24 protein-coding genes are annotated in these 24307 nt (G+C 59.5%); 13 read left to right on the top strand and 11 right to left on the bottom strand.

Annotated elements, in window-relative coordinates; all coding sequences use genetic code 11:
* Nucleotides 1-70 precede the first annotated feature (70 nt).
* The 4 genes from I5R65_RS11385 to I5R65_RS11370 all read right to left on the bottom strand — a co-directional run bounded on the left by I5R65_RS11385 (nucleotide 71) and on the right by I5R65_RS11370 (nucleotide 2556).
* Nucleotides 71-847, bottom strand: a complete 777-nt coding sequence (locus tag I5R65_RS11385) for a molybdopterin-dependent oxidoreductase (protein WP_180669786.1) — start codon at nucleotides 845-847, stop codon at nucleotides 71-73.
* Complete coding sequence (locus I5R65_RS11380) at nucleotides 844-1458, bottom strand: cytochrome b/b6 domain-containing protein (protein WP_180669784.1); 615 nt, start codon at nucleotides 1456-1458, stop codon at nucleotides 844-846. The genes I5R65_RS11385 and I5R65_RS11380 overlap by 4 nt, the downstream gene beginning before the upstream one ends.
* Before the next feature lie 10 nt (nucleotides 1459-1468).
* A complete protein-coding gene (locus I5R65_RS11375) occupies nucleotides 1469-2092 on the bottom strand; it encodes a DUF5666 domain-containing protein (protein ID WP_180669782.1) in 624 nt (207 codons plus the stop codon).
* Between the two features lie 245 nt (nucleotides 2093-2337).
* Nucleotides 2338-2556, bottom strand: a complete 219-nt coding sequence (locus I5R65_RS11370; RefSeq protein WP_196872178.1) for a hypothetical protein — start codon at nucleotides 2554-2556, stop codon at nucleotides 2338-2340.
* Nucleotides 2557-2937: 381 nt separating this feature from the next.
* Here I5R65_RS11370 and I5R65_RS11365 point away from each other — a divergent pair, with 381 nt between their 5' ends.
* The gene (locus I5R65_RS11365; RefSeq protein WP_180669778.1) at nucleotides 2938-4377 is read left to right on the top strand and encodes a sensor domain-containing diguanylate cyclase; all 1440 of its coding nucleotides are present in this window, start codon (nucleotides 2938-2940) and stop codon (nucleotides 4375-4377) included.
* Between the two features lie 329 nt (nucleotides 4378-4706).
* Here the strand turns inward: I5R65_RS11365 and I5R65_RS11360 are convergent, their stop codons facing one another.
* Nucleotides 4707-5666, bottom strand: coding sequence for a LysR family transcriptional regulator (locus I5R65_RS11360; protein ID WP_180669776.1), 960 nt, complete (start codon nucleotides 5664-5666; stop codon nucleotides 4707-4709).
* 106 nt (nucleotides 5667-5772) lie between these two features.
* On the opposite strand from I5R65_RS11360, the gene I5R65_RS11355 reads away from it, so the two are divergent.
* The 3 genes from I5R65_RS11355 to I5R65_RS11345 all read left to right on the top strand — a co-directional run bounded on the left by I5R65_RS11355 (nucleotide 5773) and on the right by I5R65_RS11345 (nucleotide 8105).
* Nucleotides 5773-6525 (top strand): SDR family oxidoreductase, encoded by a 753-nt coding sequence (locus I5R65_RS11355; protein ID WP_231395150.1) that lies wholly within the window; start codon nucleotides 5773-5775, stop codon nucleotides 6523-6525.
* A gap of 43 nt (nucleotides 6526-6568) precedes the next feature.
* The gene (locus tag I5R65_RS11350) at nucleotides 6569-7630 is read left to right on the top strand and encodes an alkene reductase (protein WP_180669774.1); all 1062 of its coding nucleotides are present in this window, start codon (nucleotides 6569-6571) and stop codon (nucleotides 7628-7630) included.
* Between the two features lie 73 nt (nucleotides 7631-7703).
* Nucleotides 7704-8105, top strand: a complete 402-nt coding sequence (locus I5R65_RS11345) for a limonene-1,2-epoxide hydrolase family protein (protein ID WP_180669772.1) — start codon at nucleotides 7704-7706, stop codon at nucleotides 8103-8105.
* A 298-nt stretch (nucleotides 8106-8403) separates the two neighbouring features.
* Here I5R65_RS11345 and I5R65_RS11340 read toward each other — a convergent pair whose 3' ends face one another.
* Entirely contained in the window at nucleotides 8404-8652 is a 249-nt protein-coding gene (locus tag I5R65_RS11340; RefSeq protein WP_180669770.1) for a DUF1272 domain-containing protein, read from the bottom strand.
* 135 nt (nucleotides 8653-8787) lie between these two features.
* On the bottom strand, nucleotides 8788-9258 hold the full coding sequence (locus I5R65_RS11335) for an Lrp/AsnC family transcriptional regulator (RefSeq protein ID WP_180669768.1): 471 nt from the start codon (nucleotides 9256-9258) through the stop codon (nucleotides 8788-8790).
* 108 nt (nucleotides 9259-9366) lie between these two features.
* On the opposite strand from I5R65_RS11335, the gene I5R65_RS11330 reads away from it, so the two are divergent.
* Complete coding sequence (locus tag I5R65_RS11330; RefSeq protein WP_180669766.1) at nucleotides 9367-9927, top strand: alpha/beta hydrolase; 561 nt, start codon at nucleotides 9367-9369, stop codon at nucleotides 9925-9927.
* 51 nt (nucleotides 9928-9978) lie between these two features.
* On the opposite strand, the gene I5R65_RS11325 is transcribed toward I5R65_RS11330, so the two are convergent.
* Nucleotides 9979-10479: a cupin domain-containing protein gene (locus I5R65_RS11325; RefSeq protein WP_180669764.1), complete on the bottom strand. Its 501-nt coding sequence runs from the start codon at nucleotides 10477-10479 to the stop codon at nucleotides 9979-9981.
* A 41-nt stretch (nucleotides 10480-10520) separates the two neighbouring features.
* Between I5R65_RS11325 and I5R65_RS11320 the strand changes: the two genes are divergently transcribed.
* The 7 genes from I5R65_RS11320 (at nucleotide 10521) to I5R65_RS11290 (ending at nucleotide 17152) form a co-directional block, all read left to right on the top strand.
* The gene (locus tag I5R65_RS11320; RefSeq protein ID WP_370460979.1) at nucleotides 10521-11771 is read left to right on the top strand and encodes a MurR/RpiR family transcriptional regulator; all 1251 of its coding nucleotides are present in this window, start codon (nucleotides 10521-10523) and stop codon (nucleotides 11769-11771) included.
* Between the two features lie 314 nt (nucleotides 11772-12085).
* Nucleotides 12086-13408: an aspartate aminotransferase family protein gene (locus I5R65_RS11315; RefSeq protein ID WP_180669951.1), complete on the top strand. Its 1323-nt coding sequence runs from the start codon at nucleotides 12086-12088 to the stop codon at nucleotides 13406-13408.
* 39 nt (nucleotides 13409-13447) lie between these two features.
* Nucleotides 13448-14365, top strand: a complete 918-nt coding sequence (locus tag I5R65_RS11310) for a transporter substrate-binding domain-containing protein (RefSeq protein WP_180669762.1) — start codon at nucleotides 13448-13450, stop codon at nucleotides 14363-14365.
* Between the two features lie 44 nt (nucleotides 14366-14409).
* Nucleotides 14410-14979, top strand: a complete 570-nt coding sequence (locus I5R65_RS11305) for a carboxymuconolactone decarboxylase family protein (RefSeq protein WP_370460988.1) — start codon at nucleotides 14410-14412, stop codon at nucleotides 14977-14979.
* A gap of 21 nt (nucleotides 14980-15000) precedes the next feature.
* Entirely contained in the window at nucleotides 15001-15726 is a 726-nt protein-coding gene (locus tag I5R65_RS11300; protein WP_180669758.1) for an amino acid ABC transporter permease, read from the top strand.
* Nucleotides 15727-15737: 11 nt separating this feature from the next.
* Nucleotides 15738-16421, top strand: coding sequence for a glutamate/aspartate ABC transporter permease GltK (gene gltK, locus I5R65_RS11295; RefSeq protein ID WP_180669756.1), 684 nt, complete (start codon nucleotides 15738-15740; stop codon nucleotides 16419-16421).
* A complete protein-coding gene (locus I5R65_RS11290; protein WP_180669754.1) occupies nucleotides 16418-17152 on the top strand; it encodes an amino acid ABC transporter ATP-binding protein in 735 nt (244 codons plus the stop codon). Before gltK ends, I5R65_RS11290 begins: the two co-directional genes overlap by 4 nt.
* Before the next feature lie 223 nt (nucleotides 17153-17375).
* Here the strand turns inward: I5R65_RS11290 and I5R65_RS11285 are convergent, their stop codons facing one another.
* Both I5R65_RS11285 and I5R65_RS11280 read right to left on the bottom strand, forming a co-directional pair.
* Nucleotides 17376-18263, bottom strand: coding sequence for a Rossmann-like and DUF2520 domain-containing protein (locus tag I5R65_RS11285; RefSeq protein WP_180669752.1), 888 nt, complete (start codon nucleotides 18261-18263; stop codon nucleotides 17376-17378).
* Nucleotides 18264-18655: 392 nt separating this feature from the next.
* Nucleotides 18656-19396, bottom strand: coding sequence for an SDR family NAD(P)-dependent oxidoreductase (locus I5R65_RS11280; protein ID WP_180669750.1), 741 nt, complete (start codon nucleotides 19394-19396; stop codon nucleotides 18656-18658).
* 322 nt (nucleotides 19397-19718) lie between these two features.
* On the opposite strand from I5R65_RS11280, the gene I5R65_RS11275 reads away from it, so the two are divergent.
* Nucleotides 19719-22496 (top strand): AAA domain-containing protein, encoded by a 2778-nt coding sequence (locus I5R65_RS11275; RefSeq protein ID WP_180669748.1) that lies wholly within the window; start codon nucleotides 19719-19721, stop codon nucleotides 22494-22496.
* Here the strand turns inward: I5R65_RS11275 and I5R65_RS11270 are convergent.
* Entirely contained in the window at nucleotides 22459-23853 is a 1395-nt protein-coding gene (locus tag I5R65_RS11270; RefSeq protein WP_180669746.1) for a PLP-dependent aminotransferase family protein, read from the bottom strand. The two genes, I5R65_RS11275 and I5R65_RS11270, sit on opposite strands and share 38 nt — an antisense overlap.
* Between the last annotated feature and the right edge of the window lie 454 nt (nucleotides 23854-24307).

Genomic DNA, 24307 nt, shown 5'->3' with positions numbered 1-24307 from the left:
CCTAAAGCTCTTGAGGCCAGCCGCCATCCAGGCGGGTCTGGAAAGCCATGCCAGGTATCTTGGGTCAGGATCAGATTCCACTGAACCAGTTGTAGCCCTGGTCTTCCCAATAGCCGCCAGGATTCTGGTTGGTCACGAAGATCGCGGCGACGTGCTTGGGGTTCTTGAAACCGAGCTTGGTCGGCACCCGCACCTTGAGCGGGAAGCCGAATTCGGTCGGCAGCGGCTCCTTGCCGAAGTCCAGCGCGAGGATGGTCTGGGGATGCAGGGCGGTGGGCATGTCAAGGCTGGTGTAGTAACGGTCGGCGCACTTGAAGCCCACGTATCTGGCCGACAGGTCGGCGCCGATGGCCTGCAAGAAAAGCTTGAGTGGCACGCCCGACCACTGGCCGATGGCGCTCCAGCCTTCGATGCAGATATGGCGCGTGATCTGCGCGGCTTGCGGCAAGGCGCGCAGGCGCTCCAGCGTCCATGGCCGTTTGTCGCTGACCATGCCGCTTACTTCCAGGCGCCAGTCGGCGGGATCGATGTCGGGCGCGCTGGCCTGGTCGTAGAAGGCGTTGAAAGGGAAGGGGTTGGTGATCTGGTTCGCCGCATAGGTCGGCGCCAGCTTGTCGCCGCGGAACAGCAGCGCCTGGACCCGGTCGTTCCAGCGCGACATGGCCCACAGCGCCTTGTCGACGCTGTTGTTGTCCTGCAGGTCGCAACCGGCCAGCATCGACAGTGCGCCCAGCGACAGCGCCGAGCGCAGTAACAGACGACGTTCCACCTTGACCAGCGACGTGCGGTGGTCGGCCAGTCGGATCTTCTCGGGTGGGCGTGAAGGTTTTTCGTCCGGCCGGCTCATTGCACGTTTCCTTCCGTATGCCCGCGCCCGACCAGCATGGGCAGCAGGGTCTTGGGTACGATGGCGACCAAGGCCAGATGCACGACCACGAACGCGGCGATACCCGCCATCGCGATGAAGTGGACCTTGCGCGCGAAGTCGAAGCCGCCGAAGAAATTGCACAGCGGTTCCAGCTGCACCGGCTTCCAGATGGCGAGTCCCGACAAGACCACGACGACGCCCAACAGGATGACTCCCCAGTACAGCAATTTCTGTACAGCGTTATAGGCGCCCGGATGATGCGGCAGGCGAAAACGCAAGGCGCTGGTGGCATCGGCCACCACGTCGCGTGCGCGCAGCGGCAGCAGGCGCCGGCGGAAATGACCGCTGGCCGCACCATAGCCCAGATAGAACAGGCCATTGACCACCAGCAGCCACATCGCGGCGAAATGCCAGGCGATCGAACCGCCCAGCCATCCACCCAGGGTCATCCAGGCCGGAAACCGGAAGCCGAAGATCGGCGAAGCGTTGTAGATGCCCCAGCCGCTGGTCAGCATGCAGCCGATGGCGAAGGCGTTGAGCCAGTGGGCGATGCGCACCGCCGTCGGATGAAGAGCAAGCCTGCCGGACATTGCGCGCCTCTTACATCGGCGGCGTGATGCCGTTGCGGCCGACGCTGACCGAAGCGGCGGTCAGGCTGCCGTCAGGGTTCTTGCGGGCGCGCACCACCACCTTGGCACCGGCCACCAGCATGGAGCGTTCACCGGCTTCGATGTTGACGATGGGCACGTCGTCCGGCACCACGATCTTCTTCTCGCCGTCCTTGTATTTCAAGGTCAGCGTACGGCCGTTGCTGGCCACCACGTCGCCCACGGTGCCGTTGGTCATGGTGCTGTTGGGCGCCAGGTCGAACGGACGGTGGCCGTCGCCGGTGCCGGCCATGGCCGGCGGGAAGACGTGCACTTCCAGCGCCTTCTGCGAGCCGTCCGGCTGCGGGATGCCGGCCGCGCCGATGTAGCTGCCGGGCTTGATGTCGTTGATGTTGGCCAGCGAGATGGCGGCTACGCGGGTGTCCTTATCGAGGCCGATGGTCTGCTCGCCGCCGCGGTTGCTCTTGACGACCAGCTTGTCGGCGGCAACGGAAACGATGGCGCCGCGGATGCCTGCCATGGCCGCAGGTGCGGGCGCTTGTGCATAGGAGGCGGAGGTGGCGAAGATGGCAGACACTGCGATGCCATGGACGAGGGTGCGAAGGGATGTGCTCATGTGATCCTGACCAGTTGAGTGGGTTGGAAAAACATCCATGCTAGTCACGCAAAGGAGTCATTCGCATGACATTTGAATGACAAAAATGTCAGCTTTGGAACGACCCGAATAGCCGCAGCCCGAGACGCGCTCATCCGCCCTTGAGATTGCGCCAGGTCTGAGGCCTTCTCGATACCCATCGGGCGGTCTTCGCCTGATCGAAAACTTCCTGTTCCTGCTGGATCGACAATGCCCAGGTTGGCATTTCACTGGCCGGTACCACAGTTCCTGGCAAACCGAAGGATGGTCAGTGTTTCCTTGAAGGTCTCCTGCACGGCGGGAGTCGGATCGATGCACGCCTGAAGATCGCTCTGTACTCCTGCGATCATCTCGTCAAGCTTGACGGCGCCGGTCGCGTCCAATCGTTGAAGCAGCATCGTCATGATGTATTGCATGGCGGCGGTGGTGGTATCCGGGTTGCTCATCGGTTCTTCCTTTTCCACGGGATCTCCGGTTAAAAAATGCTCGGTAGTTGAGAATGGATTTGCTTCTGGTCGATGGCGGCCGATAATGGTGGCACAACGAATCTCGACGAGCCGCTGGAGTCGATAAAAGGATTTCAGTAGAATCGTTCGTCTAGACGAAAAACTAAAAAAACCATCTCCCACTCGACATGCTCTACAAGGAAATCACGCACCTATCGACGTGGAGAAGGAGGCTACAGCTGCTGCCTGTTTTATCGTTCGATGGGACCTGATCGTCGCACTGGTTTTGGCAATAGTATGTCTGATTGCCGCGAAACGATATCAAATCAACACTCCGGAGAAAGAGTGCTTGTATGAAAAAAAACGACCTGAGGTAGACACGTGAAATCGAATAACTTCTCCGCAACCCTGGAAGGCAAGCGACTGGATATTGTTCAGCGAATCGGCTGTATCGGTTACTGGGAATACGATCCGGCTAAGAAATCGCTCTTTCTGCCCGAGGCTTCGCAGGGGCTGCTAGCCAGTATTACCGGGAGTCCTGGCAATGCTCCGGCCCCGTCCATGCAGGCCTTCGCAAATGGCGGTCTTGAACGTCTCCATGCAGCTTTCGATCACGCCATGGCCAATCATTTGGCTTTGCAGCTAGAACTTGAGGTGTTCGCCGGAGAGGGCAGGCCCATTTCCCTTGCGTTTCGCGGCGACCAGGTCGAGCTGGCACCGGGTTTGTTCGGCCTGGCAGGCACGTTTCGCGATATTTCGGACGAAAAACGACGTGAAACCGACCACCATCAGTCGAATGTGCAATTGCAGGCGCTGCTTGCGCAACTCGAAAGCCTTTCAGTTGAGCGCAATCAGGTTGCCGAAAAATTAAGTGAGCTGGAAGAGCATTTCAAACTGTTGACCGAAGACATCGCCGATGTCGTCTGGAAAGCCGATAGCAATTTGCACGTTACCTATATCAGCCCGGTTGACGAACGCATTCGGGGATACCACGCCAGCGAGGTATTGGGTCGACACGTGTTTGAAATGTTGACCGATGAAGGTATGGCGATCATTCAGCAGATGCTCAACAAACGCCGACAGGCTGAGCAGGAGGGCAAGGAGGATGAATCCCTCGCCTTCGAGGTACAGCATCGCTGCAAGGACGGGCGACTGCTATGGGGCGAGCTGCATTCCAGACCTGTGCGCGACGCCGACGGTACCATCATTGGTTACCACGGTATCACCCGCGAAACCACCGAACGTAGGCAACTCGAAGAGCAGGTGCGTCAACTGGCGTTTTATGACCCGCTGACTCACCTGCCAAACCGCCGCCTGCTGAGCGATCGCCTGAATCAATCCATCGCGGCCAGCCAGCGCAACAATTGCCACTACGCCCTGCTGGTGCTCGATCTGGATAATTTCAAGCCGCTAAATGATGTGCACGGCCATTTGGTGGGTGATTTGTTGTTGATCGAAGCCGCACTTCGCCTGAGGGGTATCGTCCGCGAAGCCGACACGGTAGGTCGCTTTGGCGGTGATGAGTTTGTGGTGTTACTAAGCGACCTTGATGCGAACCTGGCAAAAGCGACTGCGCAGGCAAGTACGGTTGCCGAAAAAATTGGCGCCAGCCTGTCAGCTCCCTATGTGCTTAGCGTGGAGCACGCCACCCAGGAACCTGAGACGGTGAAGCATCGGTGCTCTGCCAGCATCGGCGTGGTGCTCTACTTGGGGACCTTGGCCACACCGGAAGATATTTTCAAATGGGCTGATGCTGCCATGTACCAGGCCAAGGCGGCCGGTCGTAATGCGATCCGGTTTTATGACCACGGGGCGTTGTAGAAAACGGGATCGAGGGAGCAAGGTAAACGATAGGCTGGTTCTACAGTTCACAGCGTAGTTGGCGGCTAACGGTGTTCTTGCAGAAGCCAAGCCGGCTGGCGATCTCCCTTGGCGATATCGGGTCACGCAGGTGCCCGCGCCAGGTGATTTCTAGTGATGCCACGTCGAGCACTCCAGTCACCTGTCTGATTGCCAAGCGGGTGATACGCACTCAAGTTTTAACCGCAGCGAAGCTTTTGCCCATTGAAGACCGTTGCTGGCCGTTAGCGGACTTGTTGGCACCAATGCTTGGTCATCTGGCGACGCTTACAGAATCGCACCGCATTGATCTACTGGCTGCGGTCAGGTTGTGGGTGTCCACCGATCAAGATATCCCATTGTGGCGGCGAGACAAAGACCTCGTCCAGCAATCCCAGGAAAGCCTTCACATTGGGACTGGTGCGCCGGCTCTCTGGCCATAGCGCGGTGATGTTGGAGCGCGTGACGGCAAACGCTGTCAACAGAGGTACCAGCTCGCCACGCCGCACGTGCGTGGCTGCCAGATAGGTCGGCATGATAGCGATGCCGCCACCCGCAATGACGATAGACGCCACCACATCGCTGACGTCAGCCACGATCCCGGCTTCCGGTGCAATTTCCACGATTTTGCCACTCACCGCGAAAGGCCATCGCAGCGCCTGACCGCTGCTTTGGAAACGGAAGTTCACGCATTCATGCTGCACCAGCTCTTCAGGCCGCGTGGGGGTGCCGCGCCTGGCCAGATAGGCCGGTGCAGCGAAGGCGCAGATCCTGTGCGGCGCCAGAAGTCTTGAAATCAGGCGGGAATCGGGAATGTCACCCACTCGGATCGCGACATCGATACCCTCCGAAATCATGTCGGCCATCTGATCCCGGATACGTAGGTCGACCACCAGTCGCGGATAGCGCTCGCGCAAACGCACCAGTGCAGGTCCCAGCAAATGAACGCCGATCGGATATGGCGCCGCGACCCGCACGATCCCGGACGGCCCGCTGCGCGTCGAGATGGCCGCCTGCTGGATTTCTTCGGCCTCGTGCAGCAGGCGAAGCGCTCTCGCATAGAGTGCCTCGCCCTCGTGCGTCAGCCTTAATGAGCGTGTAGTTCGGATGAACAGTGGGATGCCCAGTTGTTGCTCCAGGCGAGCGATGCTTTTGCTGACTGCCGACGGCGAGATACCCATTTCGCGCGCTGCTGCGGAATAGCTTCCCAATGTGGCCGCTCTTGCGAAAGCGATTAAACCGGTTAGACGGTCCAGGCTTATTTGTTCCATGATGGCACTTATATTATTCCAATTGACTCTCTTATGGAACAGGTTGTAGCCCCCTAGAATGCGATTACGCACTTGCGTGAACCCATCTACTTCTCAGGAGCACTCCATGAATACCGTCAGCAACGCAGCCATGTTTCTCGCCGACAAATCTTTCTCAGGCAAGACCGTCCTGATTTTCGGCGGCACATCCGGAATCGGTCTGGCCACAGCGCTCCAGGCCAAGAACGCTGGTGCCAATGTCGTCGTCGTCGGCTCGGACCCTGAGCGCTCCGAGCGCATCGCCAGCGAGCACGGCCTGGCATGGCGCGCGGCAGACATCACACAGCGTGCTGCCGTGGAAACCGCGCTCAAGGACATCGGCCACGTTGATCATCTGGTACTGATGGCGGGCTCCTTCGTCGCAGGCAAGATTCTGGAAGCCGATATCGGGTACCTGCGCCGCGCATTCGATGAACGGATCTGGGCTGCCATTGACGTGATTCGCACGCTCCATCGGCAACTCGATGACCATGCATCGATCACCTTCATCTCAGGTGTGCTGGCTGACCGCCCCAATGCCTGGGGCACCGCCGTGCTGGCCGCCGCGTCGGCCGCCATGGAGGCACTCGCGCGCGGTCTGGCACTGGAATTGGCACCGCGTCGCTTCAATACCCTGTCACCTGGCACCACCGACACCCCGCTGCTGGGTCGCACCCTGGGCAGTGCGCGCGATGGTTATGTCGCGGATCTGAGCGCCAAGTTGCCGCTCAACAAAATCGTCTCGATGCAACAGGCCGCCGCAGCCGTCATGTTCCTTATCCAGAACGACTTCATGAATGGCGAAACCTTGCACATCGATGGCGGCCAGCGCCTGGTGTAAATCCAGCCCGCCGATACACGACAGAAAACAGACAGGTGATCTCATGAACTCGCTCTTCGACCCAATCCAACTCGGTGCCATCGCCGCCCCCAACCGCATGCTGATGGCGCCGATGACGCGCGCGCGCGGCACCCGCGAGCATTTGCCGACGCCAATGATGGCAACGTATTACGCGCAGCGCGCCTCTGCCGGGTTGATCATCAGCGAAGCCATCGGAGTCTCTCAGACCGGCTTGGGTTGGCCGTTTGCCACTGGCATCTGGAACCAGCAGCAGATCGCCGGCTGGCGCCTGGTGACGGACGCGGTGCACGCGGCAGGAGGGCGCATCATCGCGCAGCTCTGGCATATGGGACGGGTCGTACATCCGCTGATGGGTGGCCAGACTCCGATATCGGCCTCAGCGACAATCGCACCGGGTCACGCCTACACTTACGCGGGTGCCCAACCCCAAGTACAGGCACGCGCACTGCGCAGCGATGAGATCCAGGATGTGGTCAACGAACATGTACGGGCAGCGCGAAACGCCATGGAGGCTGGTTTCGACGGCATTCAGATCCATGCCTCAAATGGGTATCTGATCGACCAGTTCCTGCGCGACAGCGACAATCATCGTGACGATGCCTACGGTGGCTCGATCAGGAACCGCATGCGCTTGCTGCGTGAGATTGTCATCAGTATTTCCGATGCGATCGGGGCAGATCGTATTGGTGTGCGCCTCTCTCCCAATGGTGAAACCCAGGGCATCCGCGATAGCGATCCGCTGACACTCTTTGCGGGGACACTGGAAATGCTGTCGTCAGCGGGCGTCGGCCATGTGGAACTGCGCGAGCCTCCTATTCACGGCTCCTTCGGGGTGGGCTACATGCAGCCTCTGGCACCGCAATTGCGGCCGCACTTCAACGGCCCCGTCATTCTCAACTCGGATTTCGATATCGCCCGGGCACAGGCTGATCTTGACAACGGAGCGGGCGACGCTGTCAGCTTCGGTCGCCTCTATATCGCCAACGCTGATCTCCCGCACCGTGTCGCCCACGGGTTGCCCTTGAAAGAGGATGTGCGTGAGACCTGGTTCACGCAAGGTGCTGAAGGCTATATCGATTACTAAGCAGAGAATCCCGGGCTCGCCCCGCAGGAACCGGAAGATCAACCCGACTCCAGCTAGACCGAAAGGAAAAATCATGTCTTTATCCCAAGCCGCCACCCCGATCGAAATCGCCCAAACCTTCTTTGATCACTGGAATCACAACCGCATCGATGCAGCACTCGCTATGTTGGCTGCCGATGTGCTTTACGACAACGTGCCATTCCCGGACATTATCGGACGGGCAGAAACCGGCAAGTTTCATCGCCAGTTTGGAATCGGAACAGAGTTTGTGCTGGACTGGAAGGTCACACACATCGCAGCCCAGGGCAACGTCGTCCTGAACGAACGCGTGGATGTGTTCAGGCATGTGAATGGCGGAATCATCAGCCTGCCCGTAATGGGGACTCTGACCATCGAGAGCGGCGAGATCACCGTATGGCGCGATTATTTCGATCCCGCCGATTTCGACCGGCAGCTGGCACTGATCCGGTCGTAGGTTTTCGAGCTCGCGCCGGATTGTGGGGGTTAGAAAATCATGAAATCTTGAACGTCGGGGCAGGGGGCTAACGCATTAGCTTGCGCTTATCTGGGCCTGGAGAATGGCCTATTGATCAGGTCCGCTTCTGGCCGATAGCTGGCGTCAGTTGCTCTCGGCGTTAGTAGTGAAGACGATTCGCTCTGCCCGCTCTTGGCCGAATTCGGCCGTTGGGCTCAGCAGAGCAGAGTGCCGCGCTGAAAAGTCAAGAACGGTCACGACCGTCCAAAACCTTCCGACAGCAGCCTGACGCATACCTCTAAGCTGCCGGTTTGCAACCGCTTTGTTTGAATACTCTTTGGGGCGTTGCAGGACTGTTCGCGAGCTTTTCCAAGGGTCTTCGAGGGCGTGCGACGAGTTCCCTGCCACAATTAGGGCATTTGCTTTTCAGTGTGTCCGGCGCGCATTTGGCACAGAAGCTGCACTCGAAGGAATAAATCCTTGCCTCAGTTGATTCTGGAGGCAGGCCCTTATCGCAGCATTCACAGCTGGGGCGTAACTCAAGCATTTTTTCTCCGACGTGGAACGACTGGCTTTGGTGGAAAACAGCTTCTATCCAAGGATTAGATATCTCGAGAGCATGGGCGACGATCTACTGGTGAACAGGAACATAGTCACCACAGACCTTAATCGTAACGGTGATTCAAGCCCTTGGAACGATGGCTTTCGACGGGTAACTTGCCAGAATTACTGAAGTGGTAACTGGCCCAAACCGCGCCAGCGCATCGATAGCAGCTTCCAGCTGCGCCATCTCTTCAACGACGACACGCACAATGAAGCAATCTTCCCCAGTTATGCGGTGTGCTTCAATAATCTCTGGCATCGCCTCGAAGGCGAACAAGCAGCGTTTGATTTCCGCGTGGGTGGTACGGATCCGTACCATTGCGGAGATATTGTGGCCCACCAAGCCGGGATTTATTCTTGCCGTGTAGCCTTCAATTACACCTCGGTCTTCCAATTTCCTGATGCGGGCAGTGATGGCTGGTTGAGATAGACCAATCTGCTTTCCCAGCTCTGTATTGCTCATGCGCGCATTGTGTTGAAGGGCCTCCAAGATGCGCCAGTCCAGGCGGTCTAATGCCTCCGCTTTAATTTCATTTGTCGAGACCATCATCTTCCGTCAATTCATCGGTTCAGTGCCGTCAATTCATTCGAGTGCCGATGTTGCCCTAGTTCCGGTCTCAATACAATGAGCACTGTTTCATCAATGGAGATTTCACAAATGCATCATTCCGTCCTTGTGGTTCCCGGCATCGGCAACTCTGGCCCTTCTCACTGGCAGAGCCTATGGCAGTCTTCGTATCCGAATTGGCGGCGCCTCATCGTCGAGAATTGGGACAAAGTAGAACGCGACGACTGGGTATCTGCCCTGGAGCGACAACTTGTCAATGCTCCTGCAAACACCCTGCTGGTAGCACATAGCCTTGGATGCCTAGCGGTGGCACATTGGGCTGCACATTCGGAAAAGAAGATTGGTGGCGCCTTGCTGGTCGCAGTTCCCGATCCAGCGGCACGTTCATTTCCGCGTGGCGCTGCGCATGGATTCGCGCCTATACCTCTGGTGCCATTAATGTTTCCGACGGTCGTCGTCTGTAGCACGGACGATCCCTACGGCAGCGTGGACCACGGCCGAGAATGCGCCAATGCCTGGGGCAGCGAATTCGTCGAGGTTGGAGCGAAGGGGCACCTCAATGCGGAAAGCAAGCTAGGTGCCTGGCCGGAAGGGCTAGATTTGCTCGCAAGAATGTCCATTTCCACCGATCGCGGCCGAGAGACCCCATAGTCAATATGCGCATCGTGGAAAGAAGATTCCAATCGCATTGCAAAGCGACCGTCACCTCCGTGCTAGACGTTTGATCAGTTCCTGGTGCAGCGGCCAATCTTCCAGCAGCAACTCTGCCTGGGCGATTTCAAACGCATCAAATTCGAAGCCTGGTGCCACCGTGCAGCCCACCAGACTGTGACCGTCTTGAACCGTACACTCCGCCGCAAACCAGGCGCCTGCCGGGACCAACGCCTGGAAATCGGCACCGTCATGCTCCAGCGGATTGCCCAGCCGGAAAGTCTGAAGCGCCCCTTGCGGCTGCAGGACATGGACGTGCAGAGGATCACCTTCATAGAAGTGCCACATCTCTTCCGAATCAATCCGGTGCCACGTCGATCTATCCTTGCCACCGAGAAGGTAATAGATTGCGGTCGCCGCCGAGCGCGGCGAACCGCCCGCCGAGCGCTCCACGCGCTCCTGGCTGCGATGGGTCTCCCGATAGAAACCTCCCTCCGGATGCGGTTGAAGGTTCAGACGGGAAATCAATTCTTCGAAGCGATGTCGAGACATTTTCAGGGTGATGGATAGGTTAAAGGGGATCCGCTCGATGGATGGCGTCGAAGTGTTTCGCCACGATCTGGAGTGCGCTCTCGCCAGACATCCTTGGGAATGATCCAAAGCAGACCTGCGCAGCCGTCGGCGGATATCACCAGCATATTACGATCATCGCCTCACAGGGCAAGCTTCCGTTTCCTGCGTGCACTTACTTGTCTGCTGGTTCAGCGGCATTCTGGCGGTCCCATCCTTCCGCCACCACGCGCAGTTGGCTGCGAAAGCAGCAGACCACGTCACGCCTGCTGGCCGACCGCCCTGGTGCCATCTGCAATACAGTCCGAACCCGTGTTGATGCAACAGATGTTGCACGGGGACACGCGATCTTTGCTACCATCGACCGGATTCAAATGTACCAACGCACATCCATGAGCCAAGTCGCACATCCTCCCCGCAGTTTCAGTGAACTGGAAGCCTTGATCCGGGAACGTTTCAACGATTTGCGGCCGCAATTTCAAGCCGGCGCTGCCTTCCTGCTGGACAATCCCGGCGAAGTGGCGGTCTCGACCATGCGTGCCCTGTCGCACAAGGCCCAGGTGCAACCGTCCACGTTTGTGCGCCTCGCGCAGCATCTGGGTTTTGCCGGCTGGGCGGAGTTGCGTGCGCTGTTTGTCGAGCGGCTGGCCGGTGAACCCAAGGCCTATGCGTTCAAGGCCAAGAACATAGTCCGTCGCAGCAACAGCGACAAGCTGGTGGCAGAACTGTTTACCGCGCAGCGTGCCAACCTCGATGCCTCGGAGCCCAAGAGCGCCGACCGCATGCTGGGCGCCGCACGGGCACTGTTGAAAGCACATCACGTCCACATCGCCGGCTTTCGCGCCGCGTTTTCCATTTCCTTCCTGTTGCATTACCTGTATCGCCTGTTCCGGACGTCGGTATCGCTGGTGCGGGGCAGCGAAGGCTCGATCGAGCTGGAATTGCGCGCCATCGCGGCACACGATGCGGTAATAGTCGTCAGTTTCGCACCGTACTCGACCGAGGCGGTGCGCGTGGCGGAAGCCGCCAAACAGGCCGGCGCCAAGCTCATCGCATTGACTGACAGCGCGGTCGCACCGATCGCGCTCAAAGCCGACCATTGCATCTTGTTTTCTCACGAAAGCCCCTCCTTCTTCCCCTCCATGGCTGCTGCTACGGCCATTGCGGAAAGCCTGATAGAGCTGGTGATTTCGATTGACGATGAGCACGCCGTCACCCGGCTGGAACTGGCCGAAAGCGACTTGCACAGTACCGGCGCCTACATAGCCCGTTAAACCTCTTTCCTCTTCTTGTCAGGCGCTTCGTGCGCCTGCACCTCTGCATTTCCCCTTCTTGCTTTTGACACCATGTTGCGCGGCGGTATCGCTGCAAGTGCGCCATTGGTGTGCTTCGCGCCGATTTCACGCACCAACAGCATGCTGCGCGCGCACCAAAATAATCAAATAAAAATAGTTGTGCAACATATGTTGCATAACTATTTTTGTTCATTTATATTGCGCCTCAGATCGTTTGCGCAACGAATGTTGAATTTCTGGTTTTCCTGTCACCAAATGTTGTTGCGCATGAAGAGGATAAAAGGACTGTCACCATGACCCATGTTTTCCATCGCAATCCCCGTAGCAAACTTCCCGTGGCCGTTGCCGGCGAAGGGATGGCGCTGATCGACCAGGATGGCAAGCGCTATCTCGATGCTTCCGGTGGTGCTGCGGTGTCCTGTCTTGGACACGGTCACCCCCGCGTGATCGAGGCCATTCGCAGACAGGTGGCTGAATTGGCATATGCGCACACCTCATTCTTCACGACGGCGCCGGCAGAAGAATTGGCGGCGATGCTGGCCGATGCTGCGCCCGGCTCCCTCAACCATGTCTATTTTGTGTCGGGCGGGTCTGAAGCGGTCGAGGCTGCGTTGAAGCTGGCGCGCCAGTACTACGTCGAAATCGGGCAGCCCCAACGCCGGCATATCATCGCGCGCCGGCAGAGCTATCACGGCAACACGCTGGGTGCGCTGGCCATCGGTGGTAACGCATGGCGTCGCGACATGTTCATGCCCTTGCTGATCGATGCACATCACATTTCCCCGTGCTACGCCTATCGCGACCGTGCCGACGGCGAAAGCGATGCGCAGTATGTGCAACGCCTGGCCGATGAGCTGGAACAGAAGATTCTCTCGCTCGGCCCCGACCAGGTGATCGCGTTCGTGGCCGAAACGGTGGTCGGCGCAACGGCTGGTGCGGTGCCGCCGGTGGGCGACTACTTCCGCAAGATGCGTGAAGTCTGCGACCGATATGGCGTGTTGCTGATTCTGGATGAAGTCATGTCCGGCATGGGGCGCACCGGCTATCTCTTCGCTTGCGAAGAGGATGGTGTCGAACCGGATATCGTCGTGATTGCCAAAGGCCTGGGTGCCGGCTACCAGCCGATTGGCGCCATGATCTGCAGCGATCGCATCTACGATGCCGTGTTGCGCGGTTCCGGATTCTTCCAGCACGGCCATACCTACATCGGTCATGCAACGGCATGCGCCGGGGCCCTGGCTGTACAGAAAACGATTCAGGAAGAGCGCCTGCTGGAAAACGTCCGCCAGCGCGGAGAGCAGTTGCGTAGCGAATTGCGTCAGGTGTTTGACGACCAGCCGCATGTGGGCGATGTCCGTGGCCGTGGTCTGTTCGTTGGCGTGGAGCTGGTGGCCGATCGCCGCAACAAGCTGCCGCTGGACCCGAGCTTGCGCACCCACGCCCGCGTCAAGGCCGAAGCCATGAAGCGCGGTCTGCTGGTGTACCCGATGGGCGGCACCATCGATGGCCGCAACGGCGACCACATCCTGCTGGCACCACCGTTCATTGCGACGCCAAACGATATCAGCGAGATCGTGCAACGGCTCTCCGAGTCGGTCGCTGCGTCGCTCGCCTGAGTCCGCTCAGATCCACATTTTCCACGAGGAGGGGTAACGATGAAACACCTAGTCAGTCTGGCCGCACCGGCCGCAATGCTGTCCATGTTGTTGGTTGTACTGCCGCAGCAAGCCTGTGCGGCAGATTCCGTATTGGGTCCCACCCTGCAAAAGATCAAGGATGCCAACCTGATCGCCATCGGCCATCGCACCAGCTCCATTCCGTTTTCCTATTACGACGAAAATCAGCAGGTGATTGGCTATTCGCAAGACCTGTGCAACAAGGTCATCGATGCGGTCAAGGCCAGGATCGGCGCGACCAAGCTGGATGTGCGCATGGTGCCGGTAACGTCGCAGAATCGTACGCCCCTGCTGCAGAACGGCACCATCGATCTCGAATGCGGCGTGACCAGCAATCTGAAGAACCGCTGGCAACAGGTTTCTTTCGCGACCAACTTCTTCGTGGCGAGCAGCCGCATCCTGACCAAGCGCGACAGCGGCATCAAGGACTTTCCCGACCTGGCCGGCAAGGCGGTGGTGACCAATGCCGGGACCACATCCGAGCAACTGTTGCGCAACCTCAATGAGCACCGCAAGATGGGCATGCAGATCCAGAGCGCCAAGGACTACGGCGAGGCCTTCCTGATCCTGCAGTCGGGGCGCGTGGCCGCCTATGTGATGGACGACGTACTGCTGGCCGGCGCCCGTACCACTGCGCAAAGGCCCAATGACTGGGTGTTGACCGGCAATCCCTTCGGTGCGGAACCGTATGCCTTCATGGTTCGCCGTGATGATCCGCAATTCAAGCAGCTGGTGGACGACACCTTGTCCGGCCTGATGAAGAGCGGCGAGATCAAGAAGATGTACGCCAAGTGGTTCACCTTCCCGATTCCACCAAAGAACGTGAGCTTTAACTTCCCGATGTCGGACACCGTCACGAAGTTGTACGCGACGCCCAGCGACAAGCCGATGGATTGAGGCAGGCAGTTGCTACATCCATGCTTCAGGAGAACCGTATGACCATGCCCAGCCGCCTGCCACCCATCGCCCATGAACAGATGACGCCGGAGCAGACCGCCATGCTCGAGGCCATTCTTGCCGGACCGCGCAAGAACCTCAACGGTCCTTTTGTGGCCTGGATCCATAGTCCTGCACTGGGCGAACTGGCACAGCGGCTTGGCGCGTTCTGTCGCTACCAGACGGGCCTGCCGCTGCGATTGTCGGAACTGGCCATTCTGGTGACGGCAGCCGCATGGCGATCGCAGGCGGAATGGCACATCCACCTGCCAATCGCCCTGGAAGCCGGTCTTGCACCGGAGATTGCAGAACAGATTCGTGAGGGTGCGACGCCGGATTTCCGCCAGGACGATGAACGGGCAATCTGGTCCTTCGCCAATGAGCTATACCGCGACAAGCGTGTTTCCGAGCCGACCTATGCAACCGCCGTTGCGATGTTCGGCTTGCCGGTGGTGGTCAATCTGGCGGGATTGCTGGGCTACTACGCCCTGGTGGCGATGACCTTGAACACGTTCGGCATGCGTGCCGAAGGGCAGGGCGAGGCAGACTTGCCCTTCGCCGAAGCGGCGTCCTGAGCACTGGAAAAGGAAGTAACGATGGCATATCAATGGCAATGGTCAGTATTCCTTCAGGCGCCCAGCGCCGGGCAGACCTATCTGGACTGGCTTCTTTCGGGCCTCGGGGTCACGATCGCGCTTGGCCTGTCTGCCTGGGGTTTGGCGCTGGCCCTGGGCACCTTCCTCGGCATCCTGCGCACACTGCCCAACCGTGCCTTATCCGGTTTTGCCGCCTGCTATGTGGAGCTGTTTCGCAATGTGCCGTTGCTGGTGCAGATCTTCATCTGGTATTTCGCCATGCCGGAACTGCTGCCCTGGGGCGATGCAGTCAAAGCGCTGCCGCCGATGACGCAACAGTTCTTGATGGCGATGCTGTGCCTGGGCATGTTCACGGCGGCCCGTGTCTGCGAACAGGTGCGCTCGGGCATCGAATCCTTGCCGCGCGGCCAGAAAGGCGCGGGTCTGGCGCTCGGCCTGACACTGGGGCAAACCTACCGTTTCGTGCTGTTGCCGATGGCCATGCGCATTGTGCTGCCACCGCTGACGTCCGAATTCCTCAACATCTTCAAGAATTCTGCCGTGGCGTCCACCATCGGCCTGCTGGAACTTGCCGCGCAAGGGCGTCAACTGGTGGACTACACCGCCCAGCCTTATGAGGCATTCATCGCGGTCACGCTGGCCTATATGCTGATCAATATTGCTGTCATGTCGCTGATGCGGATACTGGAACGCAAGACCAGCTTGCCCGGCATGGCCGGAAAGTAGAGGAGACAGGCATGGCATACGAATTCGATTTCAGCGCGGTGACACCGGCGGCACTCAAGGTGCTCGGCGATGGTATGCTGGTCTCGCTCAAGATCACTCTGGTCGCCATTGTGTTCGGCATGGTCTGGGGGACGCTGCTGGCGATGATGCGGCTGTCCAGGCATGGTCCCTTGCAATGGTTCGCCGCCGGCTACGTGAATCTGTTCCGCTCCATCCCGCTGGTGATGGTGTTGTTGTGGTTCTTCCTGATCGTGCCGCAGTTGCTGCAGAAGCTGTTCGGTCTGTCGCCGGCCAACGATCTGCGCATGACCTCGGCCCTGGTGGCGTTTGCGCTGTTCGAAGCGGCGTATTACGCCGAGATCATCCGGGCCGGCATCAATAGCGTGTCGCGGGGACAGATGGCGGCCGCCTATGCCCTGGGCCTGACCTATCCGCAGGCCATGGGCATGGTGATCCTGCCCCAGGCCTTCCGCAACATGGTGCCACTTCTGCTGACGCAAGGTATCGTCCTGTTCCAGGATACGTCACTGGTGTATGTGAGTGCGCTGGCCGATTTCTTCGGACGCGCCTACAGCATCGGCGAGCGCAATGGCCGCATCATCGAAATGCTGTTTGTCGCAGGTGCGGTGTATTTCATCATCTGCTTTTCCATGTCCTTGATGGTCAAGCGTTACAGGAAGAAAGTCGCAACATGATCACGCTGCAAGATGTATCGAAGTACTACGGTGACTTCAAGGTGCTCTCCGGCTGCAACGCCACGATTGCCAAAGGAGAAGTGGTGGTGGTCTGCGGACCTTCGGGTTCTGGCAAGTCGACACTGATCAAGACCATCAATGCGCTGGAACCGATTCAGGAAGGCCGCATTACGGTCGACGGCATCAAGGTCAACGACCGCAGCACGAATCTGCCCGCATTACGCTCGCGGGTAGGCATGGTGTTTCAGCATTTCGAGTTGTTTCCCCATCTGACGATCACCGATAACCTGACCTTGGCGCAGGTGAAGGTACTGCGCCGAAAGAAGGACGAGGCCCATCAGCATGCCATGAGATATCTCGAGCGCGTTGGCCTGAAAGCACATGCGGGGAAATACCCGGGTCAGTTGTCCGGAGGGCAGCAGCAGCGCGTTGCGATCGCGCGCGCACTGGCGATGGATCCGATTTGCATGCTGTTCGACGAACCCACCTCGGCACTCGATCCCGAAATGGTCAACGAGGTCCTGGATGTCATGGTGGAGCTCGCGCAGGAAGGCATGACCATGGTCTGCGTTACCCATGAAATGGGATTTGCCCGCAAGGTGGCGCATCGTGTGATCTTCATGGACCAGGGAAGCATCGTCGAAGACCGCAGCAAGGATGATTTCTTTGGTGGCGACAACGGTCATTCAGTGCGTAGCAGACAGTTTCTTTCCAAGATTCTTTCACACTGATGCCTGGTATGGCGACTCATCACCCTATCTCGGCGGGCGCGTTTTCAAATGGGTCATCAACAGCCAGTCGATGATCGTATGGTCGCTTGGCCGAGGGATCTCTGCCAACGGTAGCCTTGCTTGCGCGAGAACGCTGCTGGTCGAGGGAGACCGGAAAACGAAGGTCAAATCAGACATGGCTGTTTCCGGCCTGAGTCGGACATTCCCAATAATTCACGACGTTCTAGCAGCGGTTTGCTCGTTTGAGAAGCTCCTCGATTTGCTGTCCCCGTAATGCGTCTATTGTGCCGCGTTCCAGCGCTAGTGGAATGTTGCGCAAAGCAAGCTCTCGATACAAGCCAGCAGCGCTTGGGTCCGTTTCGTCCAGTGAGGCCACATGCTTGCGGATCGTTCCTATATCGCCCCGCGCGACGCAACCTCCCATGCCCTGTGCGAGTCCAGCGTGCTGCACGGCTGCGACGCTGCCCCGGAGCAGCGGCATCAGTGCATCCATGGCTTGACGCTCCGACGCACCAAAGTGCGCCCACAACTTCGCACCCTCTTTCAACAGTGCAATCAAGAAGGGACCCACGTAATAGGCTGATGCATGATAAAGCGGGCGGATACCAGCCGGCAGAGCCATCGGTACACATCCGATGCTCCGTGCCAATGCTTCCAATTTTTCCAGCAAGGCTTCTTCCGCTTCAATTCCGACAGTGCAACCTGGGAGGCCTGAAAGGGCTACATCTGGATCTGCAAACATTTGCAGAGGATGAAATCCACCAATGAAAGCGCCCAGTTCTTTTGCAGATGACAGCGCCGCAACTTCGGTGGCGCCCGAGCAATGGACTACGGCCGTTCCAGGCGTCCACGATGCCGCTTCACAGACTTTGCCGATCACATCGTCGGGTACGGTCAGAAAGACGAGGGATGCTTGATCTGCCACTTCCTGAGGCGAGCTCACTATTCTGGCATCTGGGCAGCGTGCGTGAAATTGGGCGAGATTGATATCGCTTCTGCTGCAAACCACCACAACAGAATGTCCGGCCCGTGAAAATGCTTCCGCGAGCGTCTGGGCGACTTTGCCAGCCCCTACGAACCCGATGCGAGAAAACCGATTATCTGTGCCCATGACTTATCTCGGTTAGACGTTCCCATCCCTTCAGGTTTCTGGCCCGCCACCACCGGCCTCACGGCACCGACCCTCAGAGTTGAATGGCCAGAAATGGCTCTGGTCAAAGCGGCAACCATTGATACGTTCCTTTGAGATTCTGCATATGGTTGCGTATCACAACCATATACCAGGCCAAGTCGTTTAGCAAGGTCTCCTATTTGCGAAGCAAGATCGTGTTACGTGTTTGAGCTACCGTGCTGAGCGCTGCACGCTCTTCCACCTGGCATGTGACGGTTGTTTTTTGCAGAGCGCATGCGCAGGATCAGAAATCTGAGCCTGGCCGATTGCTATCGTTGAATAAGCGGACTGTCAACTGAACTTGACGCCGCAGACCACTCTTGATGAGCACACTAGGTAAGATTCAATCCGCCATCCGATAGCAGGATTTCACCAGTGAGATAGTCCGATGCGACCAACATCGCAACGGCTTGGGCGATGTCCGCCGGACTGGCAGATCGGCGCATCGGCGAGCGCTCCTTCCAGATTTGCTGCGCCTGGGTCCAGTCTGCGGTCAGTGGTGTATCGACCAATCCCGGGGCGACAGCATTTACTCGGATGTCAGGCGCAAGTGAAACAGCGAGTAGCCGGGTCATATGATTCAAGGCCGCCTTGGTCGCTGAATATGGAATCGATGCGCCCTTCGGGCGGACGCCAGCATGGGAGCTGATGTTGACTATGCAGCCGGGTCGACCGAAGCGTTTCGAATCACGCAAGGCCGATTCAGCCTCAGCGATCAAACGAAAAGGAGCAACCACGTTCACTTCATAGAGCTCATGCCACACATCTGGCGTTGCGGCAGCCAAATCCTGGTGCGAAATAACACGGCTGATTCCTGCGTTATTAACCAGGACATCCAGCCGCCCCCAAGATGCTATCGCTTCGCGGATCAGTCGCACTCTGTCGTCATCATTAGCCAGATCAGCTTGCACATAGATGGCCGATCCGAGTTCGAGCGCCAGTCGTTGCCCGGCCTCTACCGAATTGCGCGAGTGCAATACGATTGAATAGCCTTCGCTTGCGAGCCGGCGGGCAATTGCCACACCGATGCCAGAAGTTGAGCCTGTGATAAGTGCGACGGGAGCCTGTGACATCGTGGAACCCTATACGGTTGGGTGCATAACAAGTTAATAAACGTTCGTCTCACTTTGACGAAGGCCTGCTGCTGGCGATTGCGGTCCTCATGAATGGGCGCTTCAGCCCTCTGCCGCCCGCTGCAACACCAGCGGTGACGGCAGCGGCGCCTCCTTGGGCTTAGCGCCGATCATCCTGCAGCCGCAGGCCTGGCTGACAAGCCGGCACGCTGGTGGCATGATAACGCCTCTAATTTGCCGCAAGGCAAACATATCAATGACCTGCTGCCCGACATTGTCCTCCGATGGCGTTGGTGGCAGCGGGCAAGCGCAGGGGGCGGCGATGTCAGCGGTAACCATCCATCTTCGGGGCGAAGACCGGACTGCACAAATCCATGACTGGAAGATTTACTGGAGCGACAAGCATCAGGCCTGGTTCCTGACCTGCTACTTCCACAGCACCAAATCCTTCAGTCTGCCGCTGGCCGAATGCCGCATCTCACCCACCCGGGAACTGGGTAGCGCCTGGCTTAACAAGGACAGGGGGCGGGCGGCCAAGCGGTTGGAGCAAGCCACGATCTATGGAAACAAGTATGTGATCGTCAGCTATGCCGGTAACCGCAAGCGCTATCTCCACCGTCTGGATGATGTCATCGTGGTGGCCGAGACCAACCTCAAGCAGACACCGGTCTTCCGTTATTTCCTGGCCGTTGCGCAGGCCCGGGGCGAGCAGGGCGGCGAGGCCTCGCCGGATCAGGACCGCATTGCCGATAACGTACTGCGCCAGCTCAACAAGCTGCCAGCCCATCCGGACAGCGCCCTGCAGGCCTATTGCAGTGGCGCGAACCGCAGCCGTGAACTCTCCCGACCATTGATCTTCCCCTTCGGCGTCAATGCCAGCCAGATCGAGGCGGTGGAGCAGGCCTTCCGTTCGCAGGTCAGCGTGATCGAAGGTCCTCCCGGTACCGGCAAGACCCAGACCATCCTCAATATCGTTGCCAACATCCTGTTGCGTGGCGAAACGGTCGCCATCCTTTCCAACAACAATTCGGCCGTGGATAACGTGGTCGAGAAGCTGCAACAATCCAGTCTGGATTATCTGGTGGCCAAACTCGGCAGCAAGGAAAAGCGCACCGCATTCTTTGAATCCCCGCCTGCGGTGCCGTCGGAACCCCCATTGCCCGCACCCGCGCTGGAAGAAATCGACGCCGCCGTCATTCGCCTCAAGCAGTACCTGCACGCCCACAACCGCGCAGCCCAGCTCAAGGCCGAGATCCAGGAGTTGCAGGTCGAGCAGCGCTATCTGCAGCAGTGGCATGATGAAAACGGCGTGCCAGCGGGGCCGGCACTGGAACGTTACCGATTGACGCCCGCCAGCGCGGCCGATCTCATGGCCTACCTGTCGCATCTGGGGCAGAGGTCGATCGGACTGCGCGAACGGTTCAGCCTGCTGTTGCGCTTCGGCATCGTCCGCGTCGCTCCCTTCGCTGCCGGCGCCCAGCGCGCACGCAGCTTCCATGCCCTGCAGGCCCACTTCTACCAGCGCCAGCTACAAGAGAAGGAGAGCGAGCTGGCGACCTGCATGGCGACCCTGAAAGAGGGAAACTTCGATGCCTCGCTGGAGCGGGTGCGCCGGGATTCCATGCTCTGCCTCAAGCAACATCTGCATAGCAGCGCCCCCGATTCGCAAGCCTTCGGGATCGATACCTATCAGGCAGACTTCGGCGATTTTCTGGCACGCTATCCGATCATTGCCAGCAGTACCCATTCCATCATCAATTCGCTGGCCGAGGGTGCCATGCTGGACTACGTCATCATCGACGAGGCGTCCCAGCAGGACATCCTGCCTGGCATCCTGGGCCTGGGCTGCGCACGCAACCTGATCGTCGTCGGGGACCGTCGGCAGTTGCCGCATATTCCGGTGGTACTGGGCAAGCCGGCGCCATCGCCGGCCTATGACTGCGAGCGGCTGAGCCTGCTCGATTCGGTGATGGCGGTGTTTGGCGATGCGCTGCCGCGGACCCTGCTCAAGGAGCATTACCGCTGCCATCCGCGCATCATCCAGTTCTGCAACCAGCAGTTCTATGACAATGCCCTGATCCCGATGACGCCTGACGATGGCAGCGAGCCCCTGCACCTGATCGTCACGGCCAAGGGTAATCACACGCGCACCACGACCAATCTGAGGGAAATCGAATCCCTGCTGGCAGTGCTGGATGAGGCCGGTGAGCGCAGCGGAGTGGATGCCCAGGGACGCGGCTTCCTCGCGCCCTTCAGGGCCCAGGTGAAGCTGGCCGGCGCGCAACTGCCGCCGGATTTCGTCAGCGATACCGTGCACAAATTCCAGGGCCGGGAATGCGAGGAAATGGTCTTCTCGACCGTGCTGGACAAGAAACGCAGCAGCCAGTCGATGTCCGGCTTCGTCGACGCGGCACAGATGGTCAATGTCGCCGTATCGCGGGCCAAGCGGAGATTCACCCTGGTGACCGGCGATGAGGTCTTCGCCCAGCGCAATGGGCCGGTGGCCGCACTGATCCGCTATATCGAATACTACGCAGACCAGGCGCAAGTGCGACGCGCGCCGGTGGTGTCGGCCTTCGACCTGCTGTACCAGGAATACGATCGCTCACTCGCCAGGCTGGCCGCCAGCCTGCGCAGCAGCGATTCGCACTTCCGGTCGGAGCAGATCGTGGCGCAGCTGTTGCGAGAACGGCTGGCAAGCACGCGCTTTGCCGGCTTGCGCTTCCATTGCCAGGTCCGCCTGCACCAGCTGGCGTCCGCCCGCAATCCCGCCATGACACCCCGCGAGCTTGAATTCATGGCGCAACAGGCCAGTTGCGACTTCGTGATCTATTTCAAGGTGGGCAAGCAGCCGCTGGGGGTGATCGAAGTGGATGGTGGCTTGCATCAGGGACAGCAACAAGGAGAACGCGATGCGCTCAAGAACAGCATCCTGCGCAAGAGTGGGATCGATCTGCTGCGCCTGCAGACCATCGATAGTGATATCGAGGCCAAGCTGAGCGTGTTCCTGGCGCAATGGGTGGACGTCGCTGGCGCCGCCGCCGAGGCGGTTGCCGCCGACACTACACCACCGCCGGCCGCGCCAGCGGCGCTTCATTGAGCGCATCGCGGATGACCTCCAGCGCATGCTGGATGTCGTGGCGGTTGGCTACGCCGCCGATGCAGACCCGTACTGCCTGTTCCGGCGCGGCCCCTACGGCAAAGGCGTCGCTGGCCACCACGCCGATGCCGGAGGAGCGCATCTGGGCGGCGAAGCTGGCGGCCTGCCATCCGCCGCGCAGCTTGATCCAGAGATGGAAGGCCTCGGCTTCGGAGGCATAGCTGTGCGGGGGCAGGATGCGGGCGGCGATCTTCTGGCGGGCCATGGATTCCTTGCGGATGTTGGCCAGCGCCAGGTCGGCCACGCCATCGCGTATCCAGTGCGTGGCCAGGGTCGAGGTGATGGGCGAGGCCATCACCGTGGTGGCCCGTAGCGAGGCTGTCAGGCGCGCCGCCGAGTGGGTGTCCGGCGCCACCATGTAGGCGATGCGCAGGCCGGCGCCCACGCTCTTGGCCAGGCCGGTGACGTAGAAGGTCAGCTCGCTGCCCAGGCTGGCAATGGCCGGCGGGGTGGAGCGTGGCAGGAAGCCATAGGCGTCGTCCTCGATGATGGCGACCTCGTAGTGACGGGCGATGTCCACCAGCGCCTGGCGCCGTGACAGCGAGGTGGTGCAGGTGGTGGGGTTCAACAGCGTCGGGTTGCAGTACAGGGCCTTGGGCGCATATTGCGCGCAGGCGCCGGCAAAGGCCACGGCGTCGATGCCTTCGTTGTCCATCGGCAAGCCCACCAGCTTGATGCCCAGTTGCCCGGCCAGGGCACGTAGCCCGGGGTAGGTCACGTCTTCACAGCACAGCACGCCACCGGGCCCGACCAGCATGGTCAGGATCGCCAGCAGCGCGCATTGCGCGCCGGGGGTGACCAGCACCCGTTCCGGTTCCACCACCAGCCCGCGCCGGCGTAGCCACAGGGCGCCGGCCTCGCGGTCTTCGGGCGAACCGCCGAAGTCCTGGTAGCGCATCAGGTCGCGCAGCCTGCCGTTGACCTTGCTCCATCCCGCCTGCATCAGTTCCACCAGTTCCGGCGACTCCGGCTCGGGCGGCATGTTCATGGACATGTCCACGTTGGGCCGTCCCTCGGTCACGCGGGGGATGCGCGGGCGCCGCTTGCCACAGACGAAGGTGCCGCGTCCCACCACCGAATCGACCAGCCCGCGCCGGTGTGCTTCTGTATACGCCCGGGCCACCGTGGTGAAGTCCAGGTCCAGCGCTTCGGCCAGCTTGCGCTGCGGCGGCAGGCGCTGCTCGGCCTGCAGGTGACCGGTGGCGACATCCTCGGCAATGGCATTGGCGATGGCCAGGTAGAGCGGGCCGCTGCCCTTTTTCAGTTTGGGGACCCACATGGTGCTGTTCTTCGGCATGACGATTCCTTGGTCGGCGTTCCTGGGCGCTCCCGATCCTTCCCGATCTTTCTTGAGCTTGCCCGGATTCAATATTGACTGCATCGGCAGGCGTCATTGAATGCAATTTGCATTCCATCCAATGCAGCGCCCAGGCGGCTCTCGCTGCACCGCCTTGTGTCATCGAAGACGGCGTGCCTGCACCAAGGTTAAACATGCTGCTACTCCAGGGTGCATGCGGGTTTGCGCGATTGTATGGAGCGATTGAATGGATTGCTGCGCGGGTGCTGAAAAGCCTGCGGCGAAGGTCTCCCCCGGAAGCCGCGAGCGTGCTGGAAGCGGGATCGCCGGGCAGCGATTGACGGGATTTTCATGCAGTCAATTGCCGCATTGACGGGGCATTGTTGGCACGCGTGATGCATTCAATGCCAGCGTCGCGGCAACGTCGCCGGACCACTTCCACAAGTGACCACCC

Origin of the sequence: Herbaspirillum sp. AP02 (assembly GCF_015767275.1) — a bacterium.
Taxonomy (GTDB): Bacteria; Pseudomonadota; Gammaproteobacteria; order Burkholderiales; family Burkholderiaceae_D; genus Herbaspirillum.
The sequence above is the reverse complement of the archived record's forward strand: the minus strand, read 5'-3'. Positions and strand labels throughout refer to the sequence as shown.